18 protein-coding genes are annotated in these 24,401 nt (G+C 72.5%); 4 read left to right on the forward strand and 14 right to left on the reverse strand.

The window, feature by feature from the left end; translation table 11 throughout:
* Positions 1 to 280 precede the first annotated feature (280 nt).
* The 5 genes from aroA to BA175_RS06920 form a co-directional block, all read right to left on the reverse strand.
* Positions 281 to 1,522 carry a 3-phosphoshikimate 1-carboxyvinyltransferase gene (aroA, locus tag BA175_RS06900; RefSeq protein ID WP_069170415.1) on the reverse strand — a complete coding sequence of 414 codons (1,242 nt, stop codon included), beginning with the start codon at positions 1,520 to 1,522 and terminating at the stop codon, positions 281 to 283.
* Between the two features lie 78 nt (positions 1,523 to 1,600).
* Entirely contained in the window at positions 1,601 to 3,550 is a 1,950-nt protein-coding gene (locus tag BA175_RS06905; RefSeq protein WP_069170416.1) for an acyl-CoA dehydrogenase family protein, read from the reverse strand.
* Between the two features lie 183 nt (positions 3,551 to 3,733).
* Positions 3,734 to 5,179 carry an aldehyde dehydrogenase family protein gene (locus BA175_RS06910; RefSeq protein WP_069170417.1) on the reverse strand — a complete coding sequence of 482 codons (1,446 nt, stop codon included), beginning with the start codon at positions 5,177 to 5,179 and terminating at the stop codon, positions 3,734 to 3,736.
* 162 nt (positions 5,180 to 5,341) lie between these two features.
* On the reverse strand, positions 5,342 to 6,937 hold the full coding sequence (locus BA175_RS06915) for a PucR family transcriptional regulator (protein WP_069170418.1): 1,596 nt from the start codon (positions 6,935 to 6,937) through the stop codon (positions 5,342 to 5,344).
* Positions 6,938 to 7,040: 103 nt separating this feature from the next.
* Positions 7,041 to 9,461 carry an ATP/GTP-binding protein gene (locus BA175_RS06920; RefSeq protein WP_079159602.1) on the reverse strand — a complete coding sequence of 807 codons (2,421 nt, stop codon included), beginning with the start codon at positions 9,459 to 9,461 and terminating at the stop codon, positions 7,041 to 7,043.
* A 260-nt stretch (positions 9,462 to 9,721) separates the two neighbouring features.
* On the opposite strand from BA175_RS06920, the gene gabT reads away from it, so the two are divergent.
* Both gabT and BA175_RS32290 read left to right on the forward strand, forming a co-directional pair.
* Entirely contained in the window at positions 9,722 to 11,062 is a 1,341-nt protein-coding gene (gene gabT, locus BA175_RS06925; protein WP_069170419.1) for a 4-aminobutyrate--2-oxoglutarate transaminase, read from the forward strand.
* Between the two features lie 425 nt (positions 11,063 to 11,487).
* Positions 11,488 to 12,024: a phosphatase PAP2 family protein gene (locus tag BA175_RS32290; protein WP_438947319.1), complete on the forward strand. Its 537-nt coding sequence runs from the start codon at positions 11,488 to 11,490 to the stop codon at positions 12,022 to 12,024.
* Here BA175_RS32290 and BA175_RS06935 read toward each other — a convergent pair.
* The 8 genes from BA175_RS06935 to BA175_RS06970 form a co-directional block, all read right to left on the reverse strand.
* Positions 12,009 to 13,841 carry a chitinase gene (locus BA175_RS06935; RefSeq protein ID WP_069170420.1) on the reverse strand — a complete coding sequence of 611 codons (1,833 nt, stop codon included), beginning with the start codon at positions 13,839 to 13,841 and terminating at the stop codon, positions 12,009 to 12,011. The two genes, BA175_RS32290 and BA175_RS06935, sit on opposite strands and share 16 nt — an antisense overlap.
* Before the next feature lie 95 nt (positions 13,842 to 13,936).
* Complete coding sequence (locus tag BA175_RS06940) at positions 13,937 to 14,407, reverse strand: hypothetical protein (protein ID WP_069170421.1); 471 nt, start codon at positions 14,405 to 14,407, stop codon at positions 13,937 to 13,939.
* A 129-nt stretch (positions 14,408 to 14,536) separates the two neighbouring features.
* On the reverse strand, positions 14,537 to 15,952 hold the full coding sequence (locus BA175_RS06945; protein WP_069170422.1) for an NAD(P)/FAD-dependent oxidoreductase: 1,416 nt from the start codon (positions 15,950 to 15,952) through the stop codon (positions 14,537 to 14,539).
* Between the two features lie 25 nt (positions 15,953 to 15,977).
* Positions 15,978 to 16,778, reverse strand: coding sequence for an ABC transporter permease (locus BA175_RS06950; RefSeq protein WP_069170423.1), 801 nt, complete (start codon positions 16,776 to 16,778; stop codon positions 15,978 to 15,980).
* Complete coding sequence (locus BA175_RS06955) at positions 16,778 to 17,707, reverse strand: ABC transporter permease (RefSeq protein ID WP_069170424.1); 930 nt, start codon at positions 17,705 to 17,707, stop codon at positions 16,778 to 16,780. Before BA175_RS06955 ends, BA175_RS06950 begins: the two co-directional genes overlap by 1 nt.
* Entirely contained in the window at positions 17,704 to 18,855 is a 1,152-nt protein-coding gene (locus BA175_RS06960; RefSeq protein ID WP_069170425.1) for an ABC transporter ATP-binding protein, read from the reverse strand. The genes BA175_RS06955 and BA175_RS06960 overlap by 4 nt, the downstream gene beginning before the upstream one ends.
* A 50-nt stretch (positions 18,856 to 18,905) precedes the next feature.
* Positions 18,906 to 20,153, reverse strand: a complete 1,248-nt coding sequence (locus BA175_RS06965; protein WP_069170426.1) for a polyamine ABC transporter substrate-binding protein — start codon at positions 20,151 to 20,153, stop codon at positions 18,906 to 18,908.
* A gap of 47 nt (positions 20,154 to 20,200) precedes the next feature.
* Positions 20,201 to 21,715 carry a gamma-aminobutyraldehyde dehydrogenase gene (locus tag BA175_RS06970; protein WP_069170427.1) on the reverse strand — a complete coding sequence of 505 codons (1,515 nt, stop codon included), beginning with the start codon at positions 21,713 to 21,715 and terminating at the stop codon, positions 20,201 to 20,203.
* Positions 21,716 to 21,917: 202 nt separating this feature from the next.
* On the opposite strand from BA175_RS06970, the gene BA175_RS06975 reads away from it, so the two are divergent.
* Entirely contained in the window at positions 21,918 to 22,472 is a 555-nt protein-coding gene (locus BA175_RS06975) for an NADAR family protein (protein ID WP_069170428.1), read from the forward strand.
* 54 nt (positions 22,473 to 22,526) lie between these two features.
* Here BA175_RS06975 and BA175_RS06980 read toward each other — a convergent pair whose 3' ends face one another.
* Entirely contained in the window at positions 22,527 to 23,225 is a 699-nt protein-coding gene (locus tag BA175_RS06980; protein WP_069170429.1) for a DUF4190 domain-containing protein, read from the reverse strand.
* 118 nt (positions 23,226 to 23,343) lie between these two features.
* On the opposite strand from BA175_RS06980, the gene BA175_RS06985 reads away from it, so the two are divergent.
* Positions 23,344 to 24,378, forward strand: coding sequence for an adenosine deaminase (locus tag BA175_RS06985; protein WP_069170430.1), 1,035 nt, complete (start codon positions 23,344 to 23,346; stop codon positions 24,376 to 24,378).
* Positions 24,379 to 24,401 lie beyond the last annotated feature (23 nt).

Below are 24,401 nucleotides of genomic sequence, written 5' to 3' on the forward strand. Positions count from 1 at the left end.
ACCGGGCGGGCCGTGACCTCCCGCGCGATGCCGCCGATGTCCTCGGTGTCCGGGATCTTCCCCCGAGGTGGGCGTGGAGGGCGGCTCCGGCTCCGCTCCACGCCGGGGAGGTGACGCGGTACGCCGCCTCGCCGGCCTCGTCCGTGGAGGCGGGGCGCGGCGGACTCCCCCTCCGGGTACTCCGCCCGTGCGACGGACCGTGCGGCGGCCGGTTCCCGGCCGGGCCCCTGCCGGCCGTCGGCGGGGGACCGCAGCCCGCACCGCCCGGGAGCGCGGGCCCCTACTGCCCGGCGCTCCCGGCCGCGAACCGCCCGAACTCCCCGTGGAAGTCCGGGAACGTCTTGCGTACGCAGCCGGGGTCGTCGTAGCTCATCCCGGGCGTGCGCAGCCCCGCGACCGCGAACGACATGACGATGCGGTGGTCGCCGTGCGTGGCGATCTCGGTGGGGCGCGGGGTACCGGGGTGGATCTCGATCCAGTCGTGGCCGGTGTGCACGGTGATGCCCATGTTCCGCAGGTTCTCGGCACAGGCCTCCAGGCGGTCGCACTCCTTCACCCGGGTGTTGGCGACGTCCTCGATGCGCACCGGGGAGGAGGCGAACGGCGCGATCGCGGCGAGGGTGGGCATCGTGTCGGAGATGTCGCGCATGTTGACGGTGAGTCCCGAGAGCCTGCCGGTGGACCGCACGGTGGTGGCCGCCGCCGTGGTGCGGACCTCGGCCCCCATGCGTCCCAGCACCTCGGTGAAGCGCAGGTCGCCCTGGAGCGCGCCGGTACCGAGGCCGGGGACGGTGACCTCACGGCCGGTGAGGGCCGCGGCCGCGAAGAAGTACGAGGCGGTGGAGGCGTCGGGCTCGACGGCGTACGTGGTGGCGCGGTAGCCGGTGGGCGCGACGGTGAAGGTGTTCCCCTCCCGGACGACCTCGGCCCCGAAGCAGCGCATCATGGCGAGGGTGATCTCGATGTACGGCGCCGAGACCAGCTCGGTGACGTCGATCCGGAGCCCCTCGGCGGTGAGCGGACCGAGCATCAGCAGGGCGGTGAGGTACTGGGACGACTCCCCCGCGTCCAGGGTGAGTTCGCCGCCCTTCACACCGGACGCCTCGATGCGCAGCGGGTGGTGGCCCTCGGCTCCCTCGTGGCGCAGGTCGACGCCGAGGGTGCGCAGCGCCCCGGTGAGCGGGGCCAGGGGACGGCGGCGCATCTGCGCGGAGGCGTCGAAGCGGTAACTGCCGGTGGCCGCGGCGGCGGCGAGCGTCGGCAGGAAACGGGCGGTGGTGGCCCCGTCCCGGCAGTGGACCTCGGCCTCGGTGGCCGAGGGGCCGGAGGGGCGCCCCTCGATGTGCCAGCGGTCCGGCTCCCGTGTCACTCCGTATCCGAGGCGGGTCAGGCCTTCGGTGAACCCCTCGGTGTCGTCCGAGTGCAGGGGCCGCAGGAGGGTGGTGGTGCCGTCCGCCGCGGCGGCCAGGAACAGGGCGCGGGCGGTGACGGACTTGGAGCCGGGGATGTGGATGACGGTCACGGGCGTCCATCCTGCCGTGCCGCGGGCACGTCTGCGGGGCACGTCCAGGCAGTGGACGCGCCCCGCGGCGGCGGCGGTTCAGCGGATGGGGCGGTGGACGTTCTCCCCGGTGGCCGGTCCGGGGGTGGCGTCGGCGATCCAGGGGCCCTCGCCACTGGGGTCGAGGACGCCCTCCTCGAGCCAGGTGTAGGTGCCCGACAGGACTCCGTCGACCACACGCCGGTCGATGTCGTCGGTGTTGGACCACAGCCGGTGGAAGAGTTCCTCGACGCGGATGCGGGACTGCCGGCAGAAGACGTCGGCGAGCTGGTAGGCCTCGCGGCCGTGGTCGTCACCCGCGCGCAGGTGTTCGGCGCGGACGCAGGCCGCGCTCATGGCGAAGAGTTCGGCGCCGATGTCGACGATCCGGCCGAGGAAGCCCTGCTTGGTCTCCATGCGGCCCTGCCAGCGGGACATGGCGTAGAAGGTCGAGCGGGCCAGCTTGCGGGCCGAGCGTTCGACGTAGCGCAGATGGGTGGAGAGGTCGGGGTGCCCGGGGACGCGGAACTCGCCGTAGGAGCTGGGGATCCGTCCCGGTCCGCTGACCAGCTTCGGGAGCCACCGTGCGTAGAACCCGGCGGCGTTGGCGCCCGCCTTCGCCTTGTCGGAGAGCGGCTTGTCCGGGTCGATGATGTCCCCGGCGACCTTGAGGTGGGCGTCGACGGCCTCGCGGGCGATCAGCAGGTGCATGATCTCCGTGGAGCCCTCGAAGATCCGGTTGATCCTCATGTCGCGGAGCATCTGCTCGGCGGGGACGGCGCGTTCGCCGCGGGCGGCGAGCGAGGCGGCCGTCTCGAAGCCGCGTCCGCCGCGGATCTGGACCAGTTCGTCGGAGATCAGCCAGCCCATCTCGGAGCCGTACAGCTTGGCGAGGGCCGCCTCGATGCGGATGTCGTTGCGGTTCTCGTCGGCCATCTGCGAGGAGAGGTCGACGACCGCCTCCAGGGCGAAGGTGGTGGCGGCGATGAAGGAGATCTTCGCGCCGACCGCCTCGTGCCGGGCGACCGCCCTGCCCCACTGCTCGCGCGCCGCCGACCACTCGCGGGCGATCTTCAGTGACCACTTGCCGACGCCCACGCACATGGCGGGCAGGGAGAGGCGGCCGGTGTTGAGCGTGGTGAGGGCGATCTTGAGACCGGCGCCCTCGGGACCGATCCGGTTGGCGGCGGGCACCCGGACCCCGTGGAAGCGGGTCACGCCGTTCTCGATGCCGCGCAGGCCCATGAAGGCGTTGCGGTGCTCCACCGTGATGCCCGGCGAGTCCGCCTCGACGACGAAGGCCGTGATGCCGCCCTTGTGGCCCTCGGACTCCGGAACGCGGGCCATGACGACGAGCAGGTCGGCGACGACGCCGTTGGTGGTCCAGAGCTTCACGCCGTCCAGGACGTAGTCTCCCCCGCTGTCGGGCACGGCCGTGGTCGCCAGCCTGGCCGGGTCGGAGCCCACATCGGGTTCGGTGAGGAGGAAGGCCGAGATGTCGGTGCGGGCCAGGCGGGGCAGGAAGGCGTCCTTCTGCTCCTGGGTGCCGAACATCTTCAGCGGCTGGGGGACGCCGATGGACTGGTGGGCGGAGAGCAGCGCGCCGATCGAGGGGCTGGCGGAACCGGCCAGCGCCAGGGCCTTGTTGTAGTAGACCTGGGTCAGCCCCAGGCCCCCGTACCGGGTGTCGATCTTCATGCCGAGCGCGCCGAGCTCCTTGAGGCCGTTCACCACCTCGTCGGGGATCCTGGCCTCACGCTCGATGAGGGCGCCGTCGACCCGGGTCTCGCAGAAGTCGCGCAGCCGGGCGAGGAAGGCCTCGCCGCGCCGTACGTCGTCGGCGGCGGGCGCCGGGTGGGGGTGGATCAGGTCGAGCCGGAAGCGGCCGAGGAAGAGCTCCTTGGCGAAACTCGGCTTGCGCCAGTCCTGTTCGCGGGCGGCCTCGGCCACCTGCCGCGCTTCGCGCTCGGTGACCCTGGGGGCCTGGGGGGTGTCGGAAGGGGCGGACATGAGGCTCACCTCGCCGCGAGTCGGGGTAGGGGTCGGGCCGTACGCGTGCCGATCGGTACCACCTGTCCGTATCTACCCGATCCACGCCACCCCCACCACCCTGCGAGGGGCCCCACGGGGGGTACGGGAAGCGGCCGGAGCCCCCGCACAGCGGGCTCCGGCCGGTCCGTTCGCGGGGCGTGGCTACAGGGCCAGGCCGGTGAGGACGAGCACGCGCTCGTAGGTGTAGTCCTCCATCGCGTAGCGGACGCCCTCCCGGCCCACGCCGGACTGCTTGGCGCCGCCGTAGGGCATCTGGTCGGCGCGGTAGGAGGGGACGTCGCCGATGACCACGCCGCCGACCTCCAGGGCGCGATGGGCTCGGAACGCGGTCTGCAGGTCGTGGGTGAAGACACCGGCCTGGAGGCCGTACGGGGAGTCGTTGACGGCGGCGAACGCCTCGGCCTCGCCGTCGGTCCTCTGTACGTACATGACCGGCCCGAAGACCTCCTCGCGGGCGATCTTCGCGGTGCCGGGGAGGCCCGCGAGGACCGTCGGGGCGTAGGTGGCGCCGTCGCGCCGGCCGCCGGTGAGCAGCTCGGCGCCGCCCGCCACGGCCTCGTCGACCCAGGACTCGACGCGGCGTGCGGCGTCCTCGCTGACCAGCGGGCCGACATCGGTGGCCGCGTCGGAGGGGTCGCCCGTCACCAGGGCCTCGACCGCGGCGACGATCTTCGGGACGAGCCGGTCGTACACGGAGGCGTCGGCGATGACGCGCTGTACCGAGATGCAGGACTGGCCGCCCTGGTAGTTGGAGAAGGTCGCGATGCGGGACGCGGCCCAGTCCAGGTCCTGCTCGGAGGAGTAGTCGCCGAGGACGACGGCCGCCCCGTTGCCGCCGAGTTCCAGGGTGCAGTGCTTGCGCGGGACCGACTCCATGATCGAGTAGCCGACGGGTCCGGAACCGGTGAAGGAGATGACCGGCAGCCGCTCGTCCCGGACGAGGGCGGGCATCTTGTCGTTGGGCACGGTCAGGACGGACCAGGAGCCGGCCGGGAGGTCGGTCTCGGCCAGGAGTTCGCCGAGGACCAGGGCCGAGAGCGGGGTGGCCGGTGCGGGCTTGAGGATGATCGGCGCGCCGACGGCGATGGCCGGGGCGACCTTGTGGGCGCTCAGGTTGAGCGGGAAGTTGAAGGGCGCGATACCGAGGACGGGGCCGCGCGGGAAGCGCCGGGTCAGCCCGAGCCGGCCGGTGCCGCCGGGGTCCGTGTCCAGGCGCTGGGCGTCACCGCCGTTGAAGCGGCGGGCCTCCTCGGCGGCGAAGCGGAAGACGGAGACCGCCCGGCCGACCTCGCCGCGCGCCCACCTGATGGGCTTGCCGTTCTCGGCGGAGATCAGCTGGGCGATCTCCTCGGTGCGCTCCGAGAGCCGTCGCACGACGTGGTCGAGGGCGGCGGCGCGGACGTGCGCCGGCGTCGCGGCGAACTCCTCACGGACCGCGTACGCGGCGGCGACGGCCTCCTCGACCTGGGCGTCGGTCGGCACGGAGACGGTGCCGACGAGGCGGCCGTCCCAGGAGTTGGTGACGTCGAAGCTGTCCTCGCCGGTGGCCTGGCGGCCGGCGAGCCAGAAGGCGTGGGTGGAAGTCATGGCGGTTCCGGCCCTTCGGGTGTGAAAAAGGATCGCGGGCACCCGGCAGGTGCTCCGGGCCCCACGGTAGAGGGGCAGGGCCCGGATGACGTTTGTCCGGTGTGGAGCGGAGCCGGGGCCCCGTGCGCCGCTTTGGCGGGGCGGAGAGCGCTGCCGCCCCTCTCAGCCGCCCTCGGGGCCCGCGGAGGAGGCGGCCGTCGTCTTCAGCGCCAGCCAGAGCTCCATGCGGACGTCCGGATCGTCCAGGGAACGGCCCAGGATCTCCTCCACGCGCCGCATCCGGTACCGCAGCGTGTGGCGGTGGACGCCCAGGTCGGCGGCGGCGGCGTCCCACTGGCCGTGGCGGGAGAGCCAGGCGCGCAGGGAGGCGACCAGGTCGCCCCTGCCCTTGGCGTCGTGCTCGCTCAGCGGGCGCAGGATGCCGTCGGCGAAGGCCCGTACGGCATCGTCGGCGAGGAGAGGCAGGAGCGAGCCCGCCGCGAGTTCCTCGTGCTCGACCAGGGCCCTGCCCCGGCGGCGGGCGACCGAGAGGGCCTGTTCGGCCTGTTTGTACGCGGCGGAGACCGCGATCGGACCGGCGGGCGCGGACAGCCCGACGACCACGTCGCCGTCGTCGGCCCCGGTCTCGCGGGCCGGGCGCTCCTCCTGCGCCTGTATGTAGGCCGCGCACGCCGCGACGGCCGCGCCGCCGTCCGCGGCCAGGACCACGACACGGTCCCCCTCGGGCACCGTCAGCAGCGTCTCACCGGACCTGGCTGCGGCGGCCTCCATCGCCTCGGCGAGCGCCTGGGGCGCGGCGGGGGTGGACGGGGCGGGCGTCTCCGCGATCAGGAGCCGGAAGGGGGCGTCGAGCAGGCCGCCGTACAGGTCCCCGGCGACGGCCCTGGCGTGGTCGGACTGCCCGGCCAGCAGCATCCGCAGCACCGCGGCGCCCAGACGCTGCTCCGCGCCCTGGAGCGAGCGGGAGCGGGCCGTGGTGAGGGTCAGCAGGGCCGCCGCCGAGTGCACCGCGTAGCGCTCGGCGGTGCCGGGGGCCGACCCCGTGCCGACGGCCAGCGCGCCGCGGATCAGACGGCCGGTGCCCAGCGACTGGATCTCGACCCGGTCACTGTCGTCGGCGGTGCCGACGACGACGCTGGCCGGGGCGGGACGGTCCCGCAGGCGCTCCACGTCGGGGGTCAGGCGGGCGGCGCGGCGGGCGGCCCAGTCGGGAGCGGCGGCCACGACGGCGCCGGAGGTGTCGTACAGGGCGGCCCAGCCGTCGACGTGGGCGGCGAGCCGGGCGAGCAGTCCGGCGGGTCCGTCCCCGGCGAGCGCGGCCCGGGTCAGGTCACGCTGGGCCTCGAAGCCGGCCGTGACAGCGCGGTACTGGTCGGCGGCGATCGCCGCCGACACGGCCTTGCTGATGGCGATGAAGGGCGTGCGCCGGGGCACTTCCAGCAGCGGCAGTCCCGCCTCATCGGCGGCGTCGACCAGCGCGGCCGGGATGTCGTCGTAGGTGACGCCGACGGCGAACCCGAGCCCGGCGACCTTGGCTCCGGCCAGCCGCTGTACGTACCGGCGCATCGTCCCGGGGTCCTCGGCGTCGAGGTTGGTCGCGGTGACGAGGAGCAGCTCACCGCCGTCCATGTACGGGACGGGGTCGGCGAGCTCGCTGGCATGGGCCCAGCGCACCGGGGTGTCGAGCCGGCCCTCGCCCGCGCGAACCGTGAGCTTGAGCGCGGAGTGCTGGACGAGCGAGGCGAGGGTGAGGGGCATGGGACCGCCGGAGCTCTGGGAGTCGACTGCGCCGTCCCGTACAGACGGCCACCTCCGATTCTGCCAGGGCGGCAGGGTGCGCGAAGCCGGCGTACGCGGGTTCTCAGCCGCCCAGGTCGACCAGGAGCGGCGGTGCGTGCTCGCCGTTCACCGTCGTCAGGGACAGCACCGCGTGTCCGGCGGGCAGCTCGTAGGCGAGCGCGGAGGCGGACCAGCGCTCGCGTTCGACCCGCCGCACGGTGACGGCCTCGGTGGTCACCGCCTTGCCGGTGGCCATCCGCCGCAGCGCGTGCAGGGCGCGGGTGAGCGGCTGGTCGGCGAAGACGGTGTGCTGGGCCACCTCGCGGACGTCGACCCATTCCTTGCCCCAGGCCTCCGCGAATCGCCGGCCGTCCCAGGTGGTGATGCCGGAGAAGATCATCCCGCAGCCCACCGCGCCGAGCAGGGCGGAGTGCAGTTCCTCGGGTACGTCGTCGACGGTGCGCAGCACCAGGACGGCGCCGGCGTTGACGGACCGCAGCTGCCGCAGCCCGCGCACGGTCTGCGCGGTCAGGGTGTTCGTCGCGTCGTCCAGCACGAGGCAGGCGAAGAGCGAGCGGTCGGCGCGCGCCGCGGCCATCGCGTTGAACTGGGCGAGGACGAGTCTGGCCAGCACCCGGGACGCCCCGGCGTGGGCGCGTTCGGGAAGGTCGATGCGGACCCTGAGCGGGTGCTGTTCCAGGGAGCGCAGGGAGAAGGAGCGGGCCTGCCGGCCGGTGGCGAAGAAGCCGGCGAAGGCCGGGCGGTCCAGCAGCGCGACCCGGTCCGCGAGGACCGCGGCGACGTCGCCCGCCGTTCCCGTCTGCCGGATCCGGGCGTCCAGTTCGCGCAGCATGGCGTCGTGGCCGCCTCCCCGCAGTGCCTGCGCGAGCGAGGTGAGGGCCTCATCGCCACCGGCAAGGAGTTCGCGCAGTTCCGGTACGGCCGGGAAGTGCCCGTGGACGGCTCGGTAGGGACCGAGCACCTGGCCGAGGGCGAGCGCCGCGCGACGGCCGTCGAGGCCGGGGACGTCCCCGGCGAGCCCTTCCGCGAGGGTGGCCGCCGCCTCGTCGGGGTCCTCGGTGCCCCCGTACAGGTCGAAGTCGTGGACCGAGGAGGCGTCGCCGGGTTTCACGACGACGTCGTAGGCGTCGTCCGGGCCGAGCGGGGCCCCCGCCGCGCAGACGGCGAGGACGGCCGACCGGCCGGCCAGCGCCTGGAGTGCCAGTGTCTCGACGACGGGGCGCACCAGCCGGGTCGTCTTGCCCGCCCCGGAGGGCCCGACCGCGAGCAGGGAGGTACCGAGGACGGCCGGGTCGAGGGCGGCGCCGGAGCCCCGGCGGTCGTAGGGGTTGCGCTCGTCGTCCACGCAGCGTCCGACCCGGACCTGACCCACCAGCAGGTCGTGCCGGGCGGCCCGTACGGGGACGTCCCGGTCGCCCGAGGGGTGCAGGAAGGCGTCGTGTCCTTCCCGCACGACGGCCGCCGCGAAGGCCTCAGGGCGGCCCGGGGAGGTACGGGCGCGTGTCCAGGCGTGGTCGAGGCGGACGCAGTCGACGTCGTTCATGCGTCCGGCGCTCACGGCGGCGCCGAGGATGTCCGCCGCCTCCGTGAGCCCCGAGGCGCGGAGCTCCGGCCATTTCGCGCGGCCGGTGCCGGGGTGGGCGGGGCCCGGCGGGGAGCCCATGGGCGTCGGCGCCGTCCGGCCCGCGCGGGCCTCGCGGATCCCGGCGCGCCACCGGCCGGCCCGCGCGAAGGGCCACACGGTCCCCGCCGCGATCACGGCGTAGGCCCCGTAGGCGACCAGGGCGGCGAGGTACTTGTTGCCGCCGCCCTGCAGCCAGTCGCTCACGAGGTACATCACGGCGTCGACGAGCGGGACGTGGCCGCTCCAGACGGCCCAGAGCGCGAGGAGGGCCCCGGAGCCGGACAGGATCAGCCGCACCCGCGGCAGGTGCGGGCCGGCGTGGTGGCGGACGATTCCGGCCCAGTTGCCCAGCCGGGCGGCCCACAGCCCCACCAGGAGGACCAGCGCCTGCAGGTAGAGGATCTGCAGGGAGTTGGCGGCCGGCGGCACGTAATCGGCGCGCAGCCGGTCGAACGCCCACCAGTCCCCCGGGGTGAAGACCATGAACGGCACGTTCACGTAGGGGATCCGGAAGTCCATGAGCAGGCCCCAGAAGACCAGCCAGAGCACCAGGGTGGCCAGGGGTCCGAGCAGCGACGGATTCGGCGGCTTCCGGGGCGGCCGGGGTACGTGGGCGTACCGCCAGACGCCCGGGCCGGTGGCGGGGCGGTCGGCGTTCAGCCACTCCTCGGTGGAAGGCCCGGCGCCGGGTGCGGCGGCGGGCCTCGGCGGGACGGCCGGGCCCGAGGGAGCCGGGGGGAGGGCGGGTACCGGCGGAGCGGCGGGGGGAGGTGCCGCCGGGCGGGGCACCGCGTACCGGGGCGCATCGGGGGGACCGCCCTGCCCCGGCGGGCCGCTCGCGCCCCTCGCGTCACGCATGTCGTCGCCCTTCATGAACCGCCGCCCCCTGACCAGCCGGGTCCCGCCTTCTGCACCGGTCAATCTAGTGCCAGGAGACGGGGAGTTCAGCAAGGCGGCCGGACGGCGCGTGGCCGGTCCGCCGCCGCCCGCGCCGGACCACCTGTCCGCCGCGGACAAGGACACACGCCCACCACTCCCGATCGGAGCATGACCTCGCCCCGCACCCGCCCCTAGCCTGCACAGGAGAGAAGCGTCCGGAACACCCCCAGGAGCCCCGCATGTCCCCCATCCCGCAGGAGCGCCGCGTCGTCACCGCCATTCCCGGCCCGAAGTCGGTCGAGCTGCAGGCTCGCCGTGTCGCGGCGGTCGCCGCGGGCGTGGGATCCACCCTGCCGGTGTTCACCGCCCGGGCAGGCGGCGGAATCATCGAGGACGTGGACGGCAACCGGCTGATCGACTTCGGTTCCGGTATCGCGGTGACCTCGGTCGGCGCCTCCGCCGAGGCGGTCGTACGCCGCGCGTCCGCGCAGCTCGCCGACTTCACCCACACCTGTTTCATGGTCACGCCGTACGAGGGGTACGTCGAGGTCTGCGAGCAGCTCGCGGAGCTGACCCCGGGCGACCACGCCAAGAAGTCCGCGCTGTTCAACTCGGGCGCCGAGGCGGTCGAGAACGCCGTGAAGATCGCCCGTGCGTACACCAAGCGCACCGCTGTCGTCGTCTTCGACCACGGCTACCACGGCCGGACGAACCTCACCATGGCGCTGACCGCCAAGAACATGCCGTACAAGCAGGGGTTCGGCCCGTTCGCGCCCGAGGTCTACCGCGTCCCGGTGGCGTACGGCTACCGCTGGCCGACCGGCGCCGAGAACGCCGGCGCGGAGGCGTCCGCCCAGGCCATCGACGAGATCACCAAGCAGATCGGCGCGGAGAACGTCGCGGCGATCATCATCGAGCCGGTGCTCGGCGAGGGGGGCTTCATCGAGCCCGCCAAGGGCTTCCTGCCGGCGATCGCGCAGTTCGCGAAGGACAACGGCATCGTCTTCGTCGCGGACGAGATCCAGTCCGGCTTCTGCCGCACCGGCCAGTGGTTCGCGTGCGAGGACGAGGGCATCGTCCCGGACCTGATCACGACGGCCAAGGGCATCGCGGGCGGCCTCCCGCTCTCCGCCGTGACCGGCCGCGCCGAGATCATGGACGCCGCGCACGCCGGCGGCCTCGGCGGTACGTACGGCGGCAACCCGGTGGCCTGCGCGGGTGCGCTCGGCGCCATCGAGACGATGCGCGAGCTGGACCTGAACGCCAGGGCCCGGCGCATCGAGGAGATCATGAAGGGCCGCCTCGCCGAGATGCGGGCGAAGCTCCCGAACGGCGACATCATCGGTGACATCCGCGGCCGGGGCGCCATGATCGCGATCGAGCTGGTGAAGTCCGGCACGAAGGACCCCGACGCCGCCGCCGCCGGGACGCTCGCCAAGGCCTGCCACGCCGAGGGGCTGCTGGTGCTGACCTGCGGCACGTACGGCAACGTCCTGCGTTTCCTGCCGCCGCTGGTCATCGGCGAGGACCTGCTCGGCGAGGGCCTCGACATCCTCGAGCAGGCGTTCGCCCGGCTCTGATCCGTACGAACCGTCCGGGACGGCCCCAGGCGTTTTCGGGGGCAATGACCGGTGTCCGGGTGAGGGCCTGTGAAGAAGGTGTGCGGGGGCGATGGCGGGTTACCTTTGCCGCTGTCGGTCCACCTTCCCCTGACGTACGGTCTTCCCAGATGAGAGAAACACCCCGCCCGCAGGAGACTGCGGGCGATACCGGGCCGGAGCTCCCCCGGCACCGTCCCGGTCGTGCCCTGGCGCACACCACCGGAGCTTCGGGCTCCGGGTCTCCTCACCGATCGGACGGCCGCCCGCCCCACACCCCCCGGGGCGCGCGGCACACCGGTCCGACCGGCCACCCCGGAACACTCCCCCCTGTTCCCCGGTGGCCGGTTCTTCTCGTTTCCCAGGTCTCCGCGCTCCTCGCCGTCCTCGCCGTACTGACCTGGCAGGTGCTGGCCGACGGCCCGCTGCTCGGACCCGACGAGCGGCTGGGCCTGTCCCTGGCCGGCCACGGTCCCGCCCGGCTCGCCGACCTCTTCGCCGATCTCGGCAATCCACAGGTCGCCGGCGGGGTCCTGGCGTGCGCGGTCGCCCTCGCCTGGTTCCGTGGCGCCCGCCGCCCGGCGGCGGGCGCCGTCCTGGCCATGGCGGCCGTGCCCGCGCTGGTCGTGCCCCTCAAGTGGTGGACGGATCGCCAGGGCCCGCTGACGGAGGCGACCGGCTACTACCCCTCGGGCCACACGACCACGGCGGCGGTGGCGTACGGGGCGGCGGCACTGCTGCTGGCGCCGTACCTGGAACGGCCGTGGGTGACGCCCGTCGCCGCCGCCTCACTGACGGCGGCGACGAGCGTCGGTCTGGTGCTGCGCGGTTACCACTGGCCGCTGGACGTGGTGGCCGGCTGGTGCCTGGGCGCGGTGGTGCTGCTGGTGCTGCGGGCCGGTGCGGGGACCGGCCGCGTCCGGGGCGGTCAGCCCCCGAAGTAGGCGTCGAAGTTCCGCGAGAACTCCCAGTTGTTGTAGCGGTCCCAGTTGACGGACCAGGTCATCAGCCCGCGCAGTGCGGGCCAGGTGCCGTGCGTCCGGTAGGAGCCGCAGTCCGCGTTCCGGGTCAGGCAGTCGAGCGCCTTGGTGACCTCGGCGGGCGAGGTGTGACCGTTGCCCGCCTGGGTGGACGCCGGGAGCCCGATGGCGACCTGTTCCGGGCGCAGGGCCGGGAAGACCCTGGTCCGGTCCCCCGCGACCGGGAAGCCGGTGAGGAGCATGTCGGTCATGGCGATGTGGAAGTCGGCGCCGCCCATCGAGTGGTACTGGTCGTCCAGCCCCATGACGGGGCCCGAGTTGTAGTCCTGGACGTGCAGGAGCGTGAGGTCGTCACGCAGGGCGTGGATGACCGGGAGGTAGGCGCCCGCGCGCGGGTCCTGGCCGCCCCAGGGGCCCGAGCCGTAGTACTGGTAACCGAGTTGCACGAAGAAGGTCTCGGGCGCCATGGTGAGGACGAAGCCGGCGCCGTACCTCGCCTTGAGGGTCTTCAGCGCGGAGATCAGGTTGACCACGACGGGGGTCGTCGGGCTGCGGAAGTCGGTGTCACCGGTGTTCAGCGAGAGCGAGTGGCCCTCGAAGTCGACGTCGAGCCCGTCGAGGCCGTACGTGTCGATGATCCTGGACACCGAGGACACGAAGGCGTCGCGGGCCGCGGTGGTCGAGAGCTGCACCTGGCCGTTCTGGCCGCCGATGGAGATCAGCACCTTCTTGCCGGCGGCCTGCTTGGCCTTGATCGCGGCCTTGAACTCCGCCTCGCTCTCCACGCCCGGGCACTCCGTGACGGGGCAGAGCGAGAAGCGGATGTCCCCCGAGGTGGCGGAGGTCGGCTCCCCGAAGGCGAGGTTGACGACGTCCCAGGAGCCGGGCACGTCGGCCAGACGCGTGTAGCCGGAGCCGTTGGCGAAGCCGGCGTGCAGGTAGCCGACGAGCGCGTGGGCCGGGAGGCCGGCGTCGCCGCCTTCGCCCCCTGTGCCGCCGGCCGCCGTGGTGACGCCGACGGCGGCCGATCCGGGGGACTCCCCCGCGGCGTTCACCGCGGTGACCTGGAAGCTGTAGGTGGTCGAGGCGGCCAGCCCCGTGACGGTCGCCGAGGTGCCGGTGGTGGTGAGCACCTTCGCGCCGTCACGGTAGACCTGGTAGCCCGTGGCGCCGGACGAGGCCGTCCAGGACAGCGGGACGGAGGACGAGGTGACCGTGCCGGCCCGCAGCCCGGTGGGGGCGGCGGGGACGACGACCGGGTCACCGGCCGGGCCGGTGAGGGTGAGGTCGTCGGCGTAGTAGGCGGGGGTGCCGTACCAGCCGTGGGTGTAGACGGTCACCGAGGTGGTCGCGGGGCCGGTCGTGAAGGTGGTGCGGAGCTGGGTGTACGAAGGGGCGGAGGGGGTCCAGGTGGAGACGTCGGTGGTGCCGGTGCCGGACGCCCCGAGGTAGACGTAACTACCCTGCACCCACGCGGCGAGCGTGTACGTGGACCCGGGCCTCACCGCGACGGTCCTGGAGCACAGGGCGTTGTCGCTGCCGGCCGGGGTCGCCTTCAGAGCCGAGATGCCGCTGTGCACGGGGCTTCCGACGGCGGCGCCGCTGCCGCCCGTGCAGCTCCAGCCGTCCAGACCCGCCTCGAAGCCGCCGTTGCGCACCAGGTCGGCGTCGGCCGCGCCGGCGGACGACGCCGGGACGACCAGGCCGACGGCGGCGAGGAGAGCCGCCGGCAGGACGGCCGGAAGCCCGGCGAATCGGGCGCGTGATCCGGTGCGTTCCACAACAGCCTCCGTACGGGGGGAAGGGAGCGAGAAGTGAGCGGGTCGCGCACAACATGGTCCAGACCAATGCGCTTGTCAAGACCTCTGGCAGCACCTCATCCCTCCTCACCCCCACCGCCGTGGGCTCCCCGCACGGCCGCGGCCTCGTGCATCGCCAGCTCCAGGACGGCCGCGTCGGTGAGCGTCCCCGAGCCGTCCGGCGGGATCAGCCACCGCACCCCGCCGACTGTGCGGCGCGGGTGGGGAACCATGATCCAGGCGCCCTGACCCGCGCCGCGGACCCCGGTGCCGAGCCAGTGGGCGGCCGTACCCGGAGGTACGAAGAAGCCCATGCGGTCCTCGCCGAAGCCGGCGAGGACCGGGCCCGGCCGGTCCAGCAGGCGGGTGAGCACGTCGAGCGTCGGACGGCCCAGCTCCCCCGGAACGATCAGTACGTCCCAGCGCCTTCCCGCCGGCAGCAGTGCGATGCCCTGCGGGTCGCGCTCCCACTCCCACCGGCAGACCTCCGGATCCGGTGCCGCCGTTGCCAGCCATCGGACCGCTGCTCCCGCCTCCGCGCCGGTCATGACCGCCTCCTCTTCCCGTGGGCACCGGCGGATTCTGCCGGTGCGTGCACGGGAGAGAGGGGGCCGGACCCGGATCATGACGCGGGTCCGGCCTCCCCCCGCTGTGAGCTGGGTCACGCGGCGTAGCGGTCAGCTGTCGAAGCCCAGCCCCATCCGGTCCATGGTCCGCAGCCACAGATTGCGGTGCCCGCCGTTGCTGTCGGCCCGCGCGAGGGACCTCTTGGTGAGTTCGATGCCGGCCCAGGCGAACGGCTCGGGCGGAAAGGGCATCGGCCGGGAGCGGACCATGTCGAGCGTGGTCCGCTCGGTCTCCCGGCCCGCGAGGAGGTCGAGCATCACCTCCGCCCCGAAACGCGTGGCTCCGACGCCCAGGCCCGTGTAGCCGGCAGCATAGGCGACCCGCCCGCGGCGGGCCGTCCCGAAGAAGGCGGAGAAGCGCGAGCAGGTGTCGATCGCACCGCCCCAGGCATGGGTGAACCGCACCCCGGCGAGCTGGGGGAAACACTCGAAGAACTGCCCGGCGAGGGTGAGGAACGTTTCCGGCCGCTGGTCGAGGGAGGCGTCCAGCCGGCCGCCGTACGGGTAGACGGCGTCGTATCCGCCCCACAGGATCCGGTTGTCCGCGGAGAGCCGGAAGTAGTGGAACTGATTGGCGCTGTCGCCCAGTCCCTGACGGTTGTGCCAGCCGATCGAGGCGAGCCGGGCGGCGTCCAGCGGCTCGGTCATCAGCGCGTAGTCGTACACCGGCACGGTGTACGGGCGGACGCGCTTGACCAGGGAGGGGAACACGTTCGTGCCGAGTGCCACATCGCGGGAGAACACCCTGCCGTACGGGGTGCGCACCGCCGTCGCGGATCCGGAACCGGCGATCTCCAGACCCCGGGTGTGCTCGTAGATCCGTACGCCCGCCTCCAGACAGGCCCGCTTCAGGCCCCAGGCGAGCCTGGCCGGATGCAGCATGGCGACTCCCCGCCGGTCCCACAGACCACCCAGGAACGTCGGTGAGTCGACTTCGGCCCGCACCTCGTCCCGGTCCAGGAACTCCAGCCCGGTTAGGCCGGACTCCGTGGCCCGCCGGTGCCACGCCCGCAGCTCGTCCAGTTCGTGGGGACGGGTGGCCACATCGATCTCGCCGGTGCGCTCGAAGTCGCAGTCGATGCCGTAGCGGGCGACGGCCTCCTCGATGGCGTCGAGGTTCCGCGCGCCCAGCTCCTCCAGTCTGCCGATCTCCCGCGGCCAGCGCTCCAGCCCGTTGGCGGCGCCGTGGGTCAGCGAGGCGGCGCAGAATCCGCCGTTGCGCCCGGAGGCGGCCCATCCCACCTCGTGCCCCTCGATGAGGACGACGTCGCGGCCGGGGTCCCGCTCCTTGGCGAGCAGCGCGGTCCACAGCCCGCTGTAGCCGCCGCCGACGACCAGGAGGTCGCACTGCTCGTCCCCGGTGAGGGCGGGCAGGGGGTCGGGCTTCCCCGGATCGTCGAGCCAGTAGGAGAGGGGGCGGGCGTCGGAGAGTGCGCGGGCGGCGGTACGCATGGCGTCGGGTGCCATGGTTTCCAACTCCTTCGGGGCTTGCCTATTTTCCTGTGTTCTTCCGCCGGTGGGCGACGAGCTGTCCGACGAGCACCACGGCCACGGCGATGGCGAACATGGCCGTGCCGATCACGTTGATCTGCACGGGTGTTCCGCGCTGCGCGGACCCCCAGACGAACATGGGGAAGGTCACCGTGGAGCCGGCGTTGAAATTGGTGATGATGAAATCGTCGAAGGAGAGCGCGAAGGCGAGCAGCGCTCCCGCGGCTATCCCGGGGGCGGCGATCGGCAGGGTGACGCGCAGGAACGTCTGGACGGGGCCGGCGTAGAGGTCGCGGGCCGCTTCCTCGAGCCGGGGGTCCATCGACATGACGCGTGCCTTGACGGCCGTCACCACGAAGCTGAGGCAGAACATGATGTGCGCGATCAGGACCGTCCAGAAGCCCAGCTGAGCGCCCATGTTGAGGAACAGGGTGAGCAGCGAGGCGGCCATGACGACCTCGGGCATCGCCATCGGCAGGAAGATCAGCGAGTTGACCGCACCCCGCGCCCGGAAGCGGTACCGCACCAGCGCGAAGGCGATCATCGTGCCGAGCACGGTCGCGCCGAGGGTCGCCCACACGGCGATCCGCAGGGACAGCGAGAGCGAACCGCAGAGGTCGGCGACCCCGCAGGGGTCCTTCCAGGCGTCCAGCGAGAACCTCTGCCAGGCGTAGTTGAAGCGCCCGTTGGGCTTGTTGAAGGAGAACACCATCACGACGATGTTCGGAAGGATCATGTAGGCGAGGGTCAGCAGCCCCGCGATCACGACGGCGTTCCGGCGGAGCAGGCGCAGTACGGGCATCAGACCAGGTCCTCCGTACCGGAGCGGCGGATGTAGACGGTGACCGCGAACAGGACGACCGCCATGAGGATGAAGGAGAGGGCGGCGGCCGTCGGGTAGTCCAGGACCCGCAGGAACTGGGTCTGGATGACGCTGCCCACCATCTTGGTGTCGGTGGAGCCGAGCAGTTCCGCGTTGACGTAGTCACCGCTGGCGGGGATGAAGGTGAGCAGGGTGCCCGAGACCACGCCGGGCATGGACAGCGGGAACGTCACCTTGCGGAAGGTGGTGGCGGGGGTGGCGTACAGGTCGCCCGCCGCCTCGTGGAGCCGGCCGTCGATGCGCTCCAGCGAGGTGTAGAGCGGCAGGATCATGAACGGCAGGAAGTTGTAGGTGAGTCCGCACACGACGGCCATCGGGGTGGCCAGGACCCGGTCGCCCTCGGTCCAGCCGAGCCAGCTCGTGACGTCCAGGACGTGCAGCGTGTTCAGGACGTCGACGACCGTTCCGCCGTCCGCGAGGATCGTCTTCCACGCGAGGGTGCGGATCAGGAAGCTGGTGAAGAACGGCGCGATGACCAGGACCAGGACCAGGTTGCGCGCCCGGCCCGCCTTGAAGGCGATCAGATAGGCGAGCGGGTAGCCGAGCAGCAGGCACAGGACCGTGGCGGTGCCCGCGTACAGCAGGGACCTGACGAACTGCGGGTAGTAGTCGGCGAGGGCGTCCCAGTACGTCCGGAAGTGCCAGGTGACCTCGAAGCCCTTCTCCAGGGAGCCGGTCTGCACGGAGGTCGACGCCTGGTAGACCATCGGCAGCGCGAAGAAGACGAGCAGCCAGAGGATGCCGGGGAGCAGCAGCCAGTACGGTACGAGCCGCTTGCGCGTGGACGGCTTCCGGGTCTGGGGCCCGGTGGAGGCGGGGGGCGCCGGGGGCGCGTCGGTGACGCTCACGCCGGGTCCTCCACGCTCTCCACGCCCGCGGCGATGTCCTGGGCCGCGTCCAGGCCGAAGGTGTGGGCCGGGTTCCAGTGCAGGACGACCTCGGCTCCGGGCGTGAGTCCCGTACGGTGCTCGACGTTCTGCTCGTAGCACTGCAGGGCCTTGCCGGCCGGGCTCTCGACGACGTACTGCGTGGAGACGCCGATGAAGCTGGAGTCGACGATCCGTCCGGTGACGCGGTTGCGGCCGGCGGCTATCGTGCCGGCTTCGTCGGCGCGGGTGAGGGAGAGCTTCTCGGGGCGTACGCCGAGGAGCAGCCGGCCGCCGCGAGCCGTCGGCGCGGAGCACCGGCCGGCGGGCAGCCGCAAGGTCCCGCCGCCGGCCGAGACGGTGACGTCGGTGTCCGCGGAGACGACCTCCGCCTCGATGAGGTTGGAGGTGCCGAGGAAGTTGGCCACGAAGGTGGTCTGCGGGTTCTCGTACAGATCGGCGGGGGCGCCGAGCTGTTCGACCCGGCCGCCGTTCATCACCGCGACGGTGTCGGCCATGGTCATGGCCTCCTCCTGGTCGTGGGTGACGTGGATGAAGGTGATCCCGACCTCGGTCTGGATGCGCTTGAGTTCGAGCTGCATCTGGCGGCGCAGTTTGAGGTCGAGGGCGCCGAGCGGCTCGTCCAGCAGAAGCACCTGGGGGTGGTTGATGAGCGCGCGGGCCACGGCGACGCGCTGCTGCTGGCCGCCGGAGAGCTGGTGCGGCCGGCGGCGGGCGAAGTCACCGAGCTGGACGAGGTCGAGCATCTCGCCGACCTGCTTCTTCACCGACTTCACGCCCCGGCGGCGCAGTCCGAAGGCGATGTTCTCGGTGACGTCCAGGTGCGGGAAGAGGGCGTAGCTCTGGAAGACGGTGTTGACGGGCCGCCTGTACGGGGGGAGGTCCGTGATGTCGCTGCCGCCGAGCGAGACCGTGCCGGTGGTGGCGTCCTCCAGGCCGGCGATCATCCGCAGGGTGGTGGTCTTGCCGCAGCCGGACGCGCCGAGCAGGGCGAAGAAGGTGCCCTGCGGGACGGTGAGGTCGAGGGGGTGTACGGCGGTGAAGGAGCCGTACGTCTTGCTGATCCCGGTGAGTCGGACGTCGCCGCCCGCTGTCTGCTGCTGTGTCATGGGTCGCGGTCCCAGTGGTGTCGGGGGAGTTCGGGGAGGGGACGGGCCGGTCAGGCGCCGATGAGCTTGGCGAACTTCTCCTCGTACGCCGTCTCTTCCTCGGCACTGAGCGAGCGGAAGGCGTGCGACTTCGCGGCCATCGCCCTGTCCGGAAGGATCAGGGTGTTGGACGCCATGGACTCGTCGATCTTCGCGAGTTCGCCGGCGACCCCGTCGACCGGGCAGACGTAGTTGATGTAGGCGGCGAGCTGGGCGGCGACCGGGGGCTCGTAGTAGTAGTCGATGAGCTTCTCGGCGTTGGTCTTGTGCCGGGCCCTGGCCGGGACCAGCAGGTTGTCGCTGGAGGTGATGTAACCGGCGGCAGGGATGCTGAACTTGATGTCCGGGTTGTCGGCCTGGAGCTGGATGATGTCGCCGGCCCAGGCGACGCAGGCCGCGATGTCGCCCTTGCTGAGGTCGGCGGTGTAGTCGTTGCCGGTGAAGCGGCGGATCTGCTTCCTGTCGACGCCCTTCTGGATCCTGCCGATCGCGGCGTCGTAGTCGGCGTCGGTGAACGAGCCGGGGTCCTTGCCCATGTCGAGGAGTGTCATGCCGACCGAGTCGCGCATCTCGGAGAGGAAGGAGACCCTGCCCTTGAGCTTGGGGTCGTCGAGGAGCTGGGTGACGGAGTCGACCTTGCGGCCGCCGGTCGCCTTGGTGTTGTAGGCGATGACGGTCGGGATACCGGTCCAGGGGTAGGAGTAGGCGCGCCCGGGGTCCCAGTCGGGGGTGCGGAACTGGGCGGACAGGTTGGCGAAGGCGTGCGGCAGGTTGGCCGGGTCGAGCTTCTGCGCCCAGCCGAGCCGGATGATGCGGGCGGCCAGCCAGTCGGTGACGATGATGAGGTCGCGGCCGGTGTCCTGGCCTGCGGCGAGCTGCGGCTTGATCTTCCCGAAGAACTCGACGTTGTCGTTGATGTCCTCGGTGTACTTGACCGCTATCCCGGTGCGTTTCGTGAACGCCTCCAGGGTGGGACGGCTTCTCTCGTCCTCGCCGACGTCCATGTACTCGGTCCAGTTGGAGAAGTTGATCCGTTTCTCCGCGGCCGAGTGGTCGTCCGACGCCGCGGCGTCGCCCTCCCGCTTCGCGGGCGGGATGCCGCACGCGCTCAGCGTGCCGAGGCCGCCGAGTGCGAGCGCTCCCATGCCGGACGCGCGGAGGAGTGAGCGGCGGGTGAGTGCGCCCCTGCCGCCGGTCGTGCTTCGCCTCATGGCCGCGAGTTGCGGTGCGGAGAGGCGCTCGGGCTCGTACTGCTCCATACGCGTTGCCCTTCCGGGTGGGTGGGGCCGCCGGGCGGCGGCCGCTGCTATCGGTCCCCGAAGACGGTGCGGTGCCAGTCCTTCCTGGCCACCGCGGTGTTGTCGTACATGACGTGCTTCACCTGCGTGTACTCCTCGAAGGAGTACGCCGACATGTCCTTGCCGAACCCGCTGGCCCGGAATCCGCCGTGCGGCATCTCGCTGATGATCGGGATGTGGTCGTTGATCCACACGCAGCCGGCCGCGATCTCCCGCGTGGCGCGGTTCGCCCGGTACAGGTCGCGGCTCCAGGCGGAGGCGGCGAGTCCGTAGGGGGTGTCGTTGGCGAGGCGGATGCCCTCGTCGTCGGTGTCGAAGGGCAGCACCACCAGGACGGGACCGAAGATCTCCGCGCTCACGATCTCGCTGTCCTGGGCCGCGCCCGTGATGAGGGTCGGCCGGTAGTAGGCGCCGGCCGCGAGTGCCCCGCCCGGCGCCTCGCCGCCGGTGACGACCGTGGCGTGGGCGCGGGCCCGCTCGACGAAACCGGCGACGCGGTCACGGTGCGGGTGGCTGATCAGCGGGCCGAGGTCGGTCGACGGGTCGAGGGGGTCGCCCAGGCGGACGGTCTCCATCAGGGCGGCGACACCGGCCACGAACGCGTCGTACAGCGGGCGCTGGACGTAGGCCCGGGTGGCGGCCGTGCAGTCCTGACCGGTGTTGATGAGCGCTCCGGCGACCGCTCCGTTGACCGCGGCTTCGAGGTCGGCGTCGTCGAACACGAGGAAGGGGGCCTTGCCGCCGAGTTCCAGGTGGAGGCGCTTGACGGTGGAGGTGGCGATCTCGGCGACGCGCCTGCCCACGGCGGTGGAGCCGGTGAAGGAGGTCATCACGACGTCGGGGTGGCCGACGAGGTGTTCGCCGGCGTCCTTCCCGGCGCCGGAGACGATGTTGATCACCCCGTCCGGTATGCCCGCCAGGGTGGCGGCCCGCGCGAACATCAGCGAGGTGAGCGGGGTGATCTCCGCGGGCTTCAGCACCACGGTGTTGCCCGCCGCGACGGCGGGGAGGATCTTCCACGCGGCCATCTGCAGCGGGTAGTTCCAGGGAGCGACGGAGCCGACGACGCCGATGGCCTCGCGGCGTACGTAGGAGGTGTGGTCGCCGCTGTACTCGGCGGCCGACCTGCCTTCCAGGTGACGGGCCGCGCCCGCGAAGAACGCGGCGTTGTCGACCGTGCCCGGCACGTCGAACTCGGTGGCGAGCTTGACGGGTTTGCCGCACTGGAGCGTCTCGGCGTACGCCAGGTCGTCCGCCTGCTCGGCGAGGACGGCGGCGAAGCGGTGCAGCAGCGCCGACCGTTCGGCCGGGGTGGCGCTCGACCAGCCGGGGAACGCGTCGCGGGCGGCGAGGACGGCGGCGTCGACATCGGCCGTGCCCGCGAGTTCGTAGCGGTACACCGTCCGTCCGGTGGCCGGATTCACCACCTCCTGGTGGCGCCCCGAGGTGCCGGGGCGCAGCCGTCCGCCGATGTACTGCGCGCCCTCGGCGAAGCGGTCCTGCACGTCGAAACCGTTGCCCATCACGCTCTCCTCCGCCGCCCCCTGACCAGGGGTGGCGTAGCTCTGTCTCGAATTGATTGCCGATCCTGACAGAGAGGCCTGTCCGCAACAAGTGATTCCGTTGTTGCCTTTTGGTTACGCGACGGAATCTGTCGACCATGTGTCGTGTGGCTACGGAAAACCCGGTACGGACTGTCCGTGGCGGATGCCAGACTCGGCTGTCATGGGGACGGAACTCAGGGATGCTCTCGTGGCGCGGACGGCACGCGGCGAGAAGGTGAAGTACCTGCCGTTCTGGGGGCACCGCCCCCGGGCGGACGGCAGGATCTCGGAGAGCTGCCTCAGCCAGTGGTGGCCCTCGCCGTTCACGGTCGGCGAGATCACCTACGCCTCCGCCGAGCACTGGATGATGGCCGGCAAGGCACGGCTCTTCGGCGACGCGGAGGCCGCGGAGCGGGCCGTTGCGGCGAGCAGTCCGGCGGCGGCCAAGAAGGTGGGACGGCTCGTCCGGGGCTTCGACGAGGACGTGTGGGTGCGGGAGCGGTACGCCCTGGTGGTGGCGGGCAGCGTCCACAAGTTCGGCCAGGACCCGGCGCTGCGCGCCTACCTGGCCGGCACGGGGGAGCGGGTGCTCGTCGAGGCGAGCCCGCTGGACCGGATCTGGGGCATCGGGCTCGGCAGGGACGATCCACGGACGGCGGACCCGGCCGCCTGGCGGGGGCTGAACCTGCTGGGCTTCGCGCTCATGGAGGCGCGGGCACGGCTGCGCGCAGTCTGAGGCGGCCCGGGGCGGGGGCGGGTCCCCCGCCCCGGGCGGTGTCCTCGGAGCGGGTCAGCGCGTGGCGCCGACGACCAGGGACGTGGCGTACGGGTCCTCGTAGTCGTACTCGTAGTCGCTGCCGCTCTCGTCGTTGGCGATCGCCCAGATGAGGAAGCCGAGGAAGATCGCGCTGATCACGATCGACACCGAGCCGAGGATGATGCCGGCGAGCGCCATGCCCCCGTTGGTCGCCTCGCCCCGCTTGGCGCGGCCGCGGCCGATGATGCCGAAGATCAGCGCGAGGATGCCGAGGATGATCCCGAAGCCCCACATGCAGAAGCCGACGACCGCGATGATGCCGAGCACCATGGCGGCGACGCCGAGGCCGTTGGCGGGCGCGGGCCCCCAGGCCGGCTGGCCGCCGTAGCCGGGGTAGCCCGGGTAGCCGCTGTAGGGGGCCGCGGCCGGTACGGGCGCGGCCGGGTAACCGTACTGGCCCCCGGGCACCCCGGGTCCGTTCGGGGCGACGGGCGGCGCGGGGACGGGCGGCGCGGAAGCGGTCGGCTGCGGCGGGCCGAAGCCTCCGGCCGCCCCGGGTATCGGCCCGGTGCCCGGGTCCGCGCCCGGCATGGACGTGACCGTCGGCTGGTCGTGCACGGCCGGCGGACGGGCGTCGGACGGCGACTTGCCGAGGTCCACCCTGCTGTCCGGTGGCGCCCACGGATCGCGCGGCGCGGCCCCGCCTCCTGGCTGCTCTGTGCTGTCTGACATGGGCCTCCCCCATCGTGGTTCCGCCATGCTACGGCCCGGCGTCGGGCGGCGGAGTCACCCCTACGATGATCGGTGCAGCCGGGCCGCCCGGCCGAGATACGAGATGCGGGAGAATCCGATGAACGCTCTGCACCCCTTCGTCGCGGGGCTGCCCAAGGCCGAGCTCCATGTCCACCACGTCGGTTCCGCCTCCCCACGCATCGTCGCCGAACTGGCGGCCCACCACCCCGACTCCAAGGTCCCCACGGACCCGGAGGCCCTGACGGACTTCTTCACCTTCACCGACTTCGGGCACTTCATCGACGTCTACCTCTCGGTGGTGGACCTGATCCGCACCCCCGAGGACGTCCGGCTGCTGACCTTCGAGATCGCCCGGGACATGGCCCGGCAGAACATCCGGTACGCGGAGCTGACGGTCACCCCGTTCAGCTCGACCCGCAGGGGGATCCCGGAGCAGGGCTTCATGGAGGCCATCGAGGACGCCCGCACGTCCGCCGAGGCCGAACTCGGCGTCGTCCTGCGCTGGTGCTTCGACATCCCGGGCGAGGCCGGTCTGGAGGCCGCCGAGGAGACCACCCGCCTCGCGGTGGACCTGCGGCCCGAGGGACTCGTCTCCTTCGGTCTCGGCGGGCCCGAGATCGGGGTGGACCGGCCGCAGTTCAAGCCGTACTTCGACCGGGCCATCGCCGAGGGCCTGCACTCCGTCCCGCACGCCGGTGAGACCACCGGCCCGCAGACCGTCTGGGACGCGCTGACCGCGCTGCGCGCCGAGCGCATCGGCCACGGCACCAGCTCGGCCCAGGACCCCAGGCTGCTGGCACACCTCGCCGAGCACCGCATCGCGCTGGAGGTCTGTCCCACGTCGAACATCGCGACCCGGGCCGTCACCGACCTGGATCTGCACCCGGTGAAGGAGATGGCCGAGGCCGGCGTCCTCGTCACGATCAACAGCGACGACCCGCCTATGTTCGGGACCGACCTGAACAACGAGTACGTGGTCGCGGCGCGGCTCCTCGGCCTCGACGAGCGCGGCGTCGCCGGCCTCGCGAAGAACGCCGTGGAGGCGTCGTTCCTCGACCCCGCCGGAAAGCGGGCCCTGGCAGCCGAGATCGACACGTACACGACGAACTGGCTGGAGGGACCCGGCCGATGACCCCGGCTGGCCACAATGGCCCC

Origin of the sequence: Streptomyces griseus, from assembly GCF_001715295.1 — a bacterium.
In the GTDB taxonomy this organism is placed as follows: Bacteria; Actinomycetota; Actinomycetes; order Streptomycetales; family Streptomycetaceae; genus Streptomyces; species Streptomyces griseus_G.

Excerpts from the sequence above, each read along its gene's own strand:
- BA175_RS06905 (WP_069170416.1), bottom strand. The coding sequence starts at position 3,550 with ATGTCCGCCCCTTCCGACACCCCCCAGGCCCCCAGGGTCACCGAGCGC.
- BA175_RS06910 (WP_069170417.1), bottom strand. The coding sequence starts at position 5,179 with ATGACTTCCACCCACGCCTTCTGGCTCGCCGGCCGCCAGGCCACCGGC.
- BA175_RS06915 (WP_069170418.1), bottom strand. The coding sequence starts at position 6,937 with ATGCCCCTCACCCTCGCCTCGCTCGTCCAGCACTCCGCGCTCAAGCTC.
- BA175_RS06920 (WP_079159602.1), bottom strand. The coding sequence starts at position 9,461 with ATGCGTGACGCGAGGGGCGCGAGCGGCCCGCCGGGGCAGGGCGGTCCC.
- gabT (WP_069170419.1), top strand. The coding sequence starts at position 9,722 with ATGTCCCCCATCCCGCAGGAGCGCCGCGTCGTCACCGCCATTCCCGGC.
- BA175_RS06940 (WP_069170421.1), bottom strand. The coding sequence starts at position 14,407 with ATGACCGGCGCGGAGGCGGGAGCAGCGGTCCGATGGCTGGCAACGGCG.
- BA175_RS06945 (WP_069170422.1), bottom strand. The coding sequence starts at position 15,952 with ATGGCACCCGACGCCATGCGTACCGCCGCCCGCGCACTCTCCGACGCC.
- BA175_RS06950 (WP_069170423.1), bottom strand. The coding sequence starts at position 16,778 with ATGCCCGTACTGCGCCTGCTCCGCCGGAACGCCGTCGTGATCGCGGGG.
- BA175_RS06960 (WP_069170425.1), bottom strand. The coding sequence starts at position 18,855 with ATGACACAGCAGCAGACAGCGGGCGGCGACGTCCGACTCACCGGGATC.
- BA175_RS06965 (WP_069170426.1), bottom strand. The coding sequence starts at position 20,153 with ATGGAGCAGTACGAGCCCGAGCGCCTCTCCGCACCGCAACTCGCGGCC.
- BA175_RS06970 (WP_069170427.1), bottom strand. The coding sequence starts at position 21,715 with ATGGGCAACGGTTTCGACGTGCAGGACCGCTTCGCCGAGGGCGCGCAG.
- BA175_RS06975 (WP_069170428.1), top strand. The coding sequence starts at position 21,918 with ATGGGGACGGAACTCAGGGATGCTCTCGTGGCGCGGACGGCACGCGGC.
- BA175_RS06980 (WP_069170429.1), bottom strand. The coding sequence starts at position 23,225 with ATGTCAGACAGCACAGAGCAGCCAGGAGGCGGGGCCGCGCCGCGCGAT.
- BA175_RS06985 (WP_069170430.1), top strand. The coding sequence starts at position 23,344 with ATGAACGCTCTGCACCCCTTCGTCGCGGGGCTGCCCAAGGCCGAGCTC.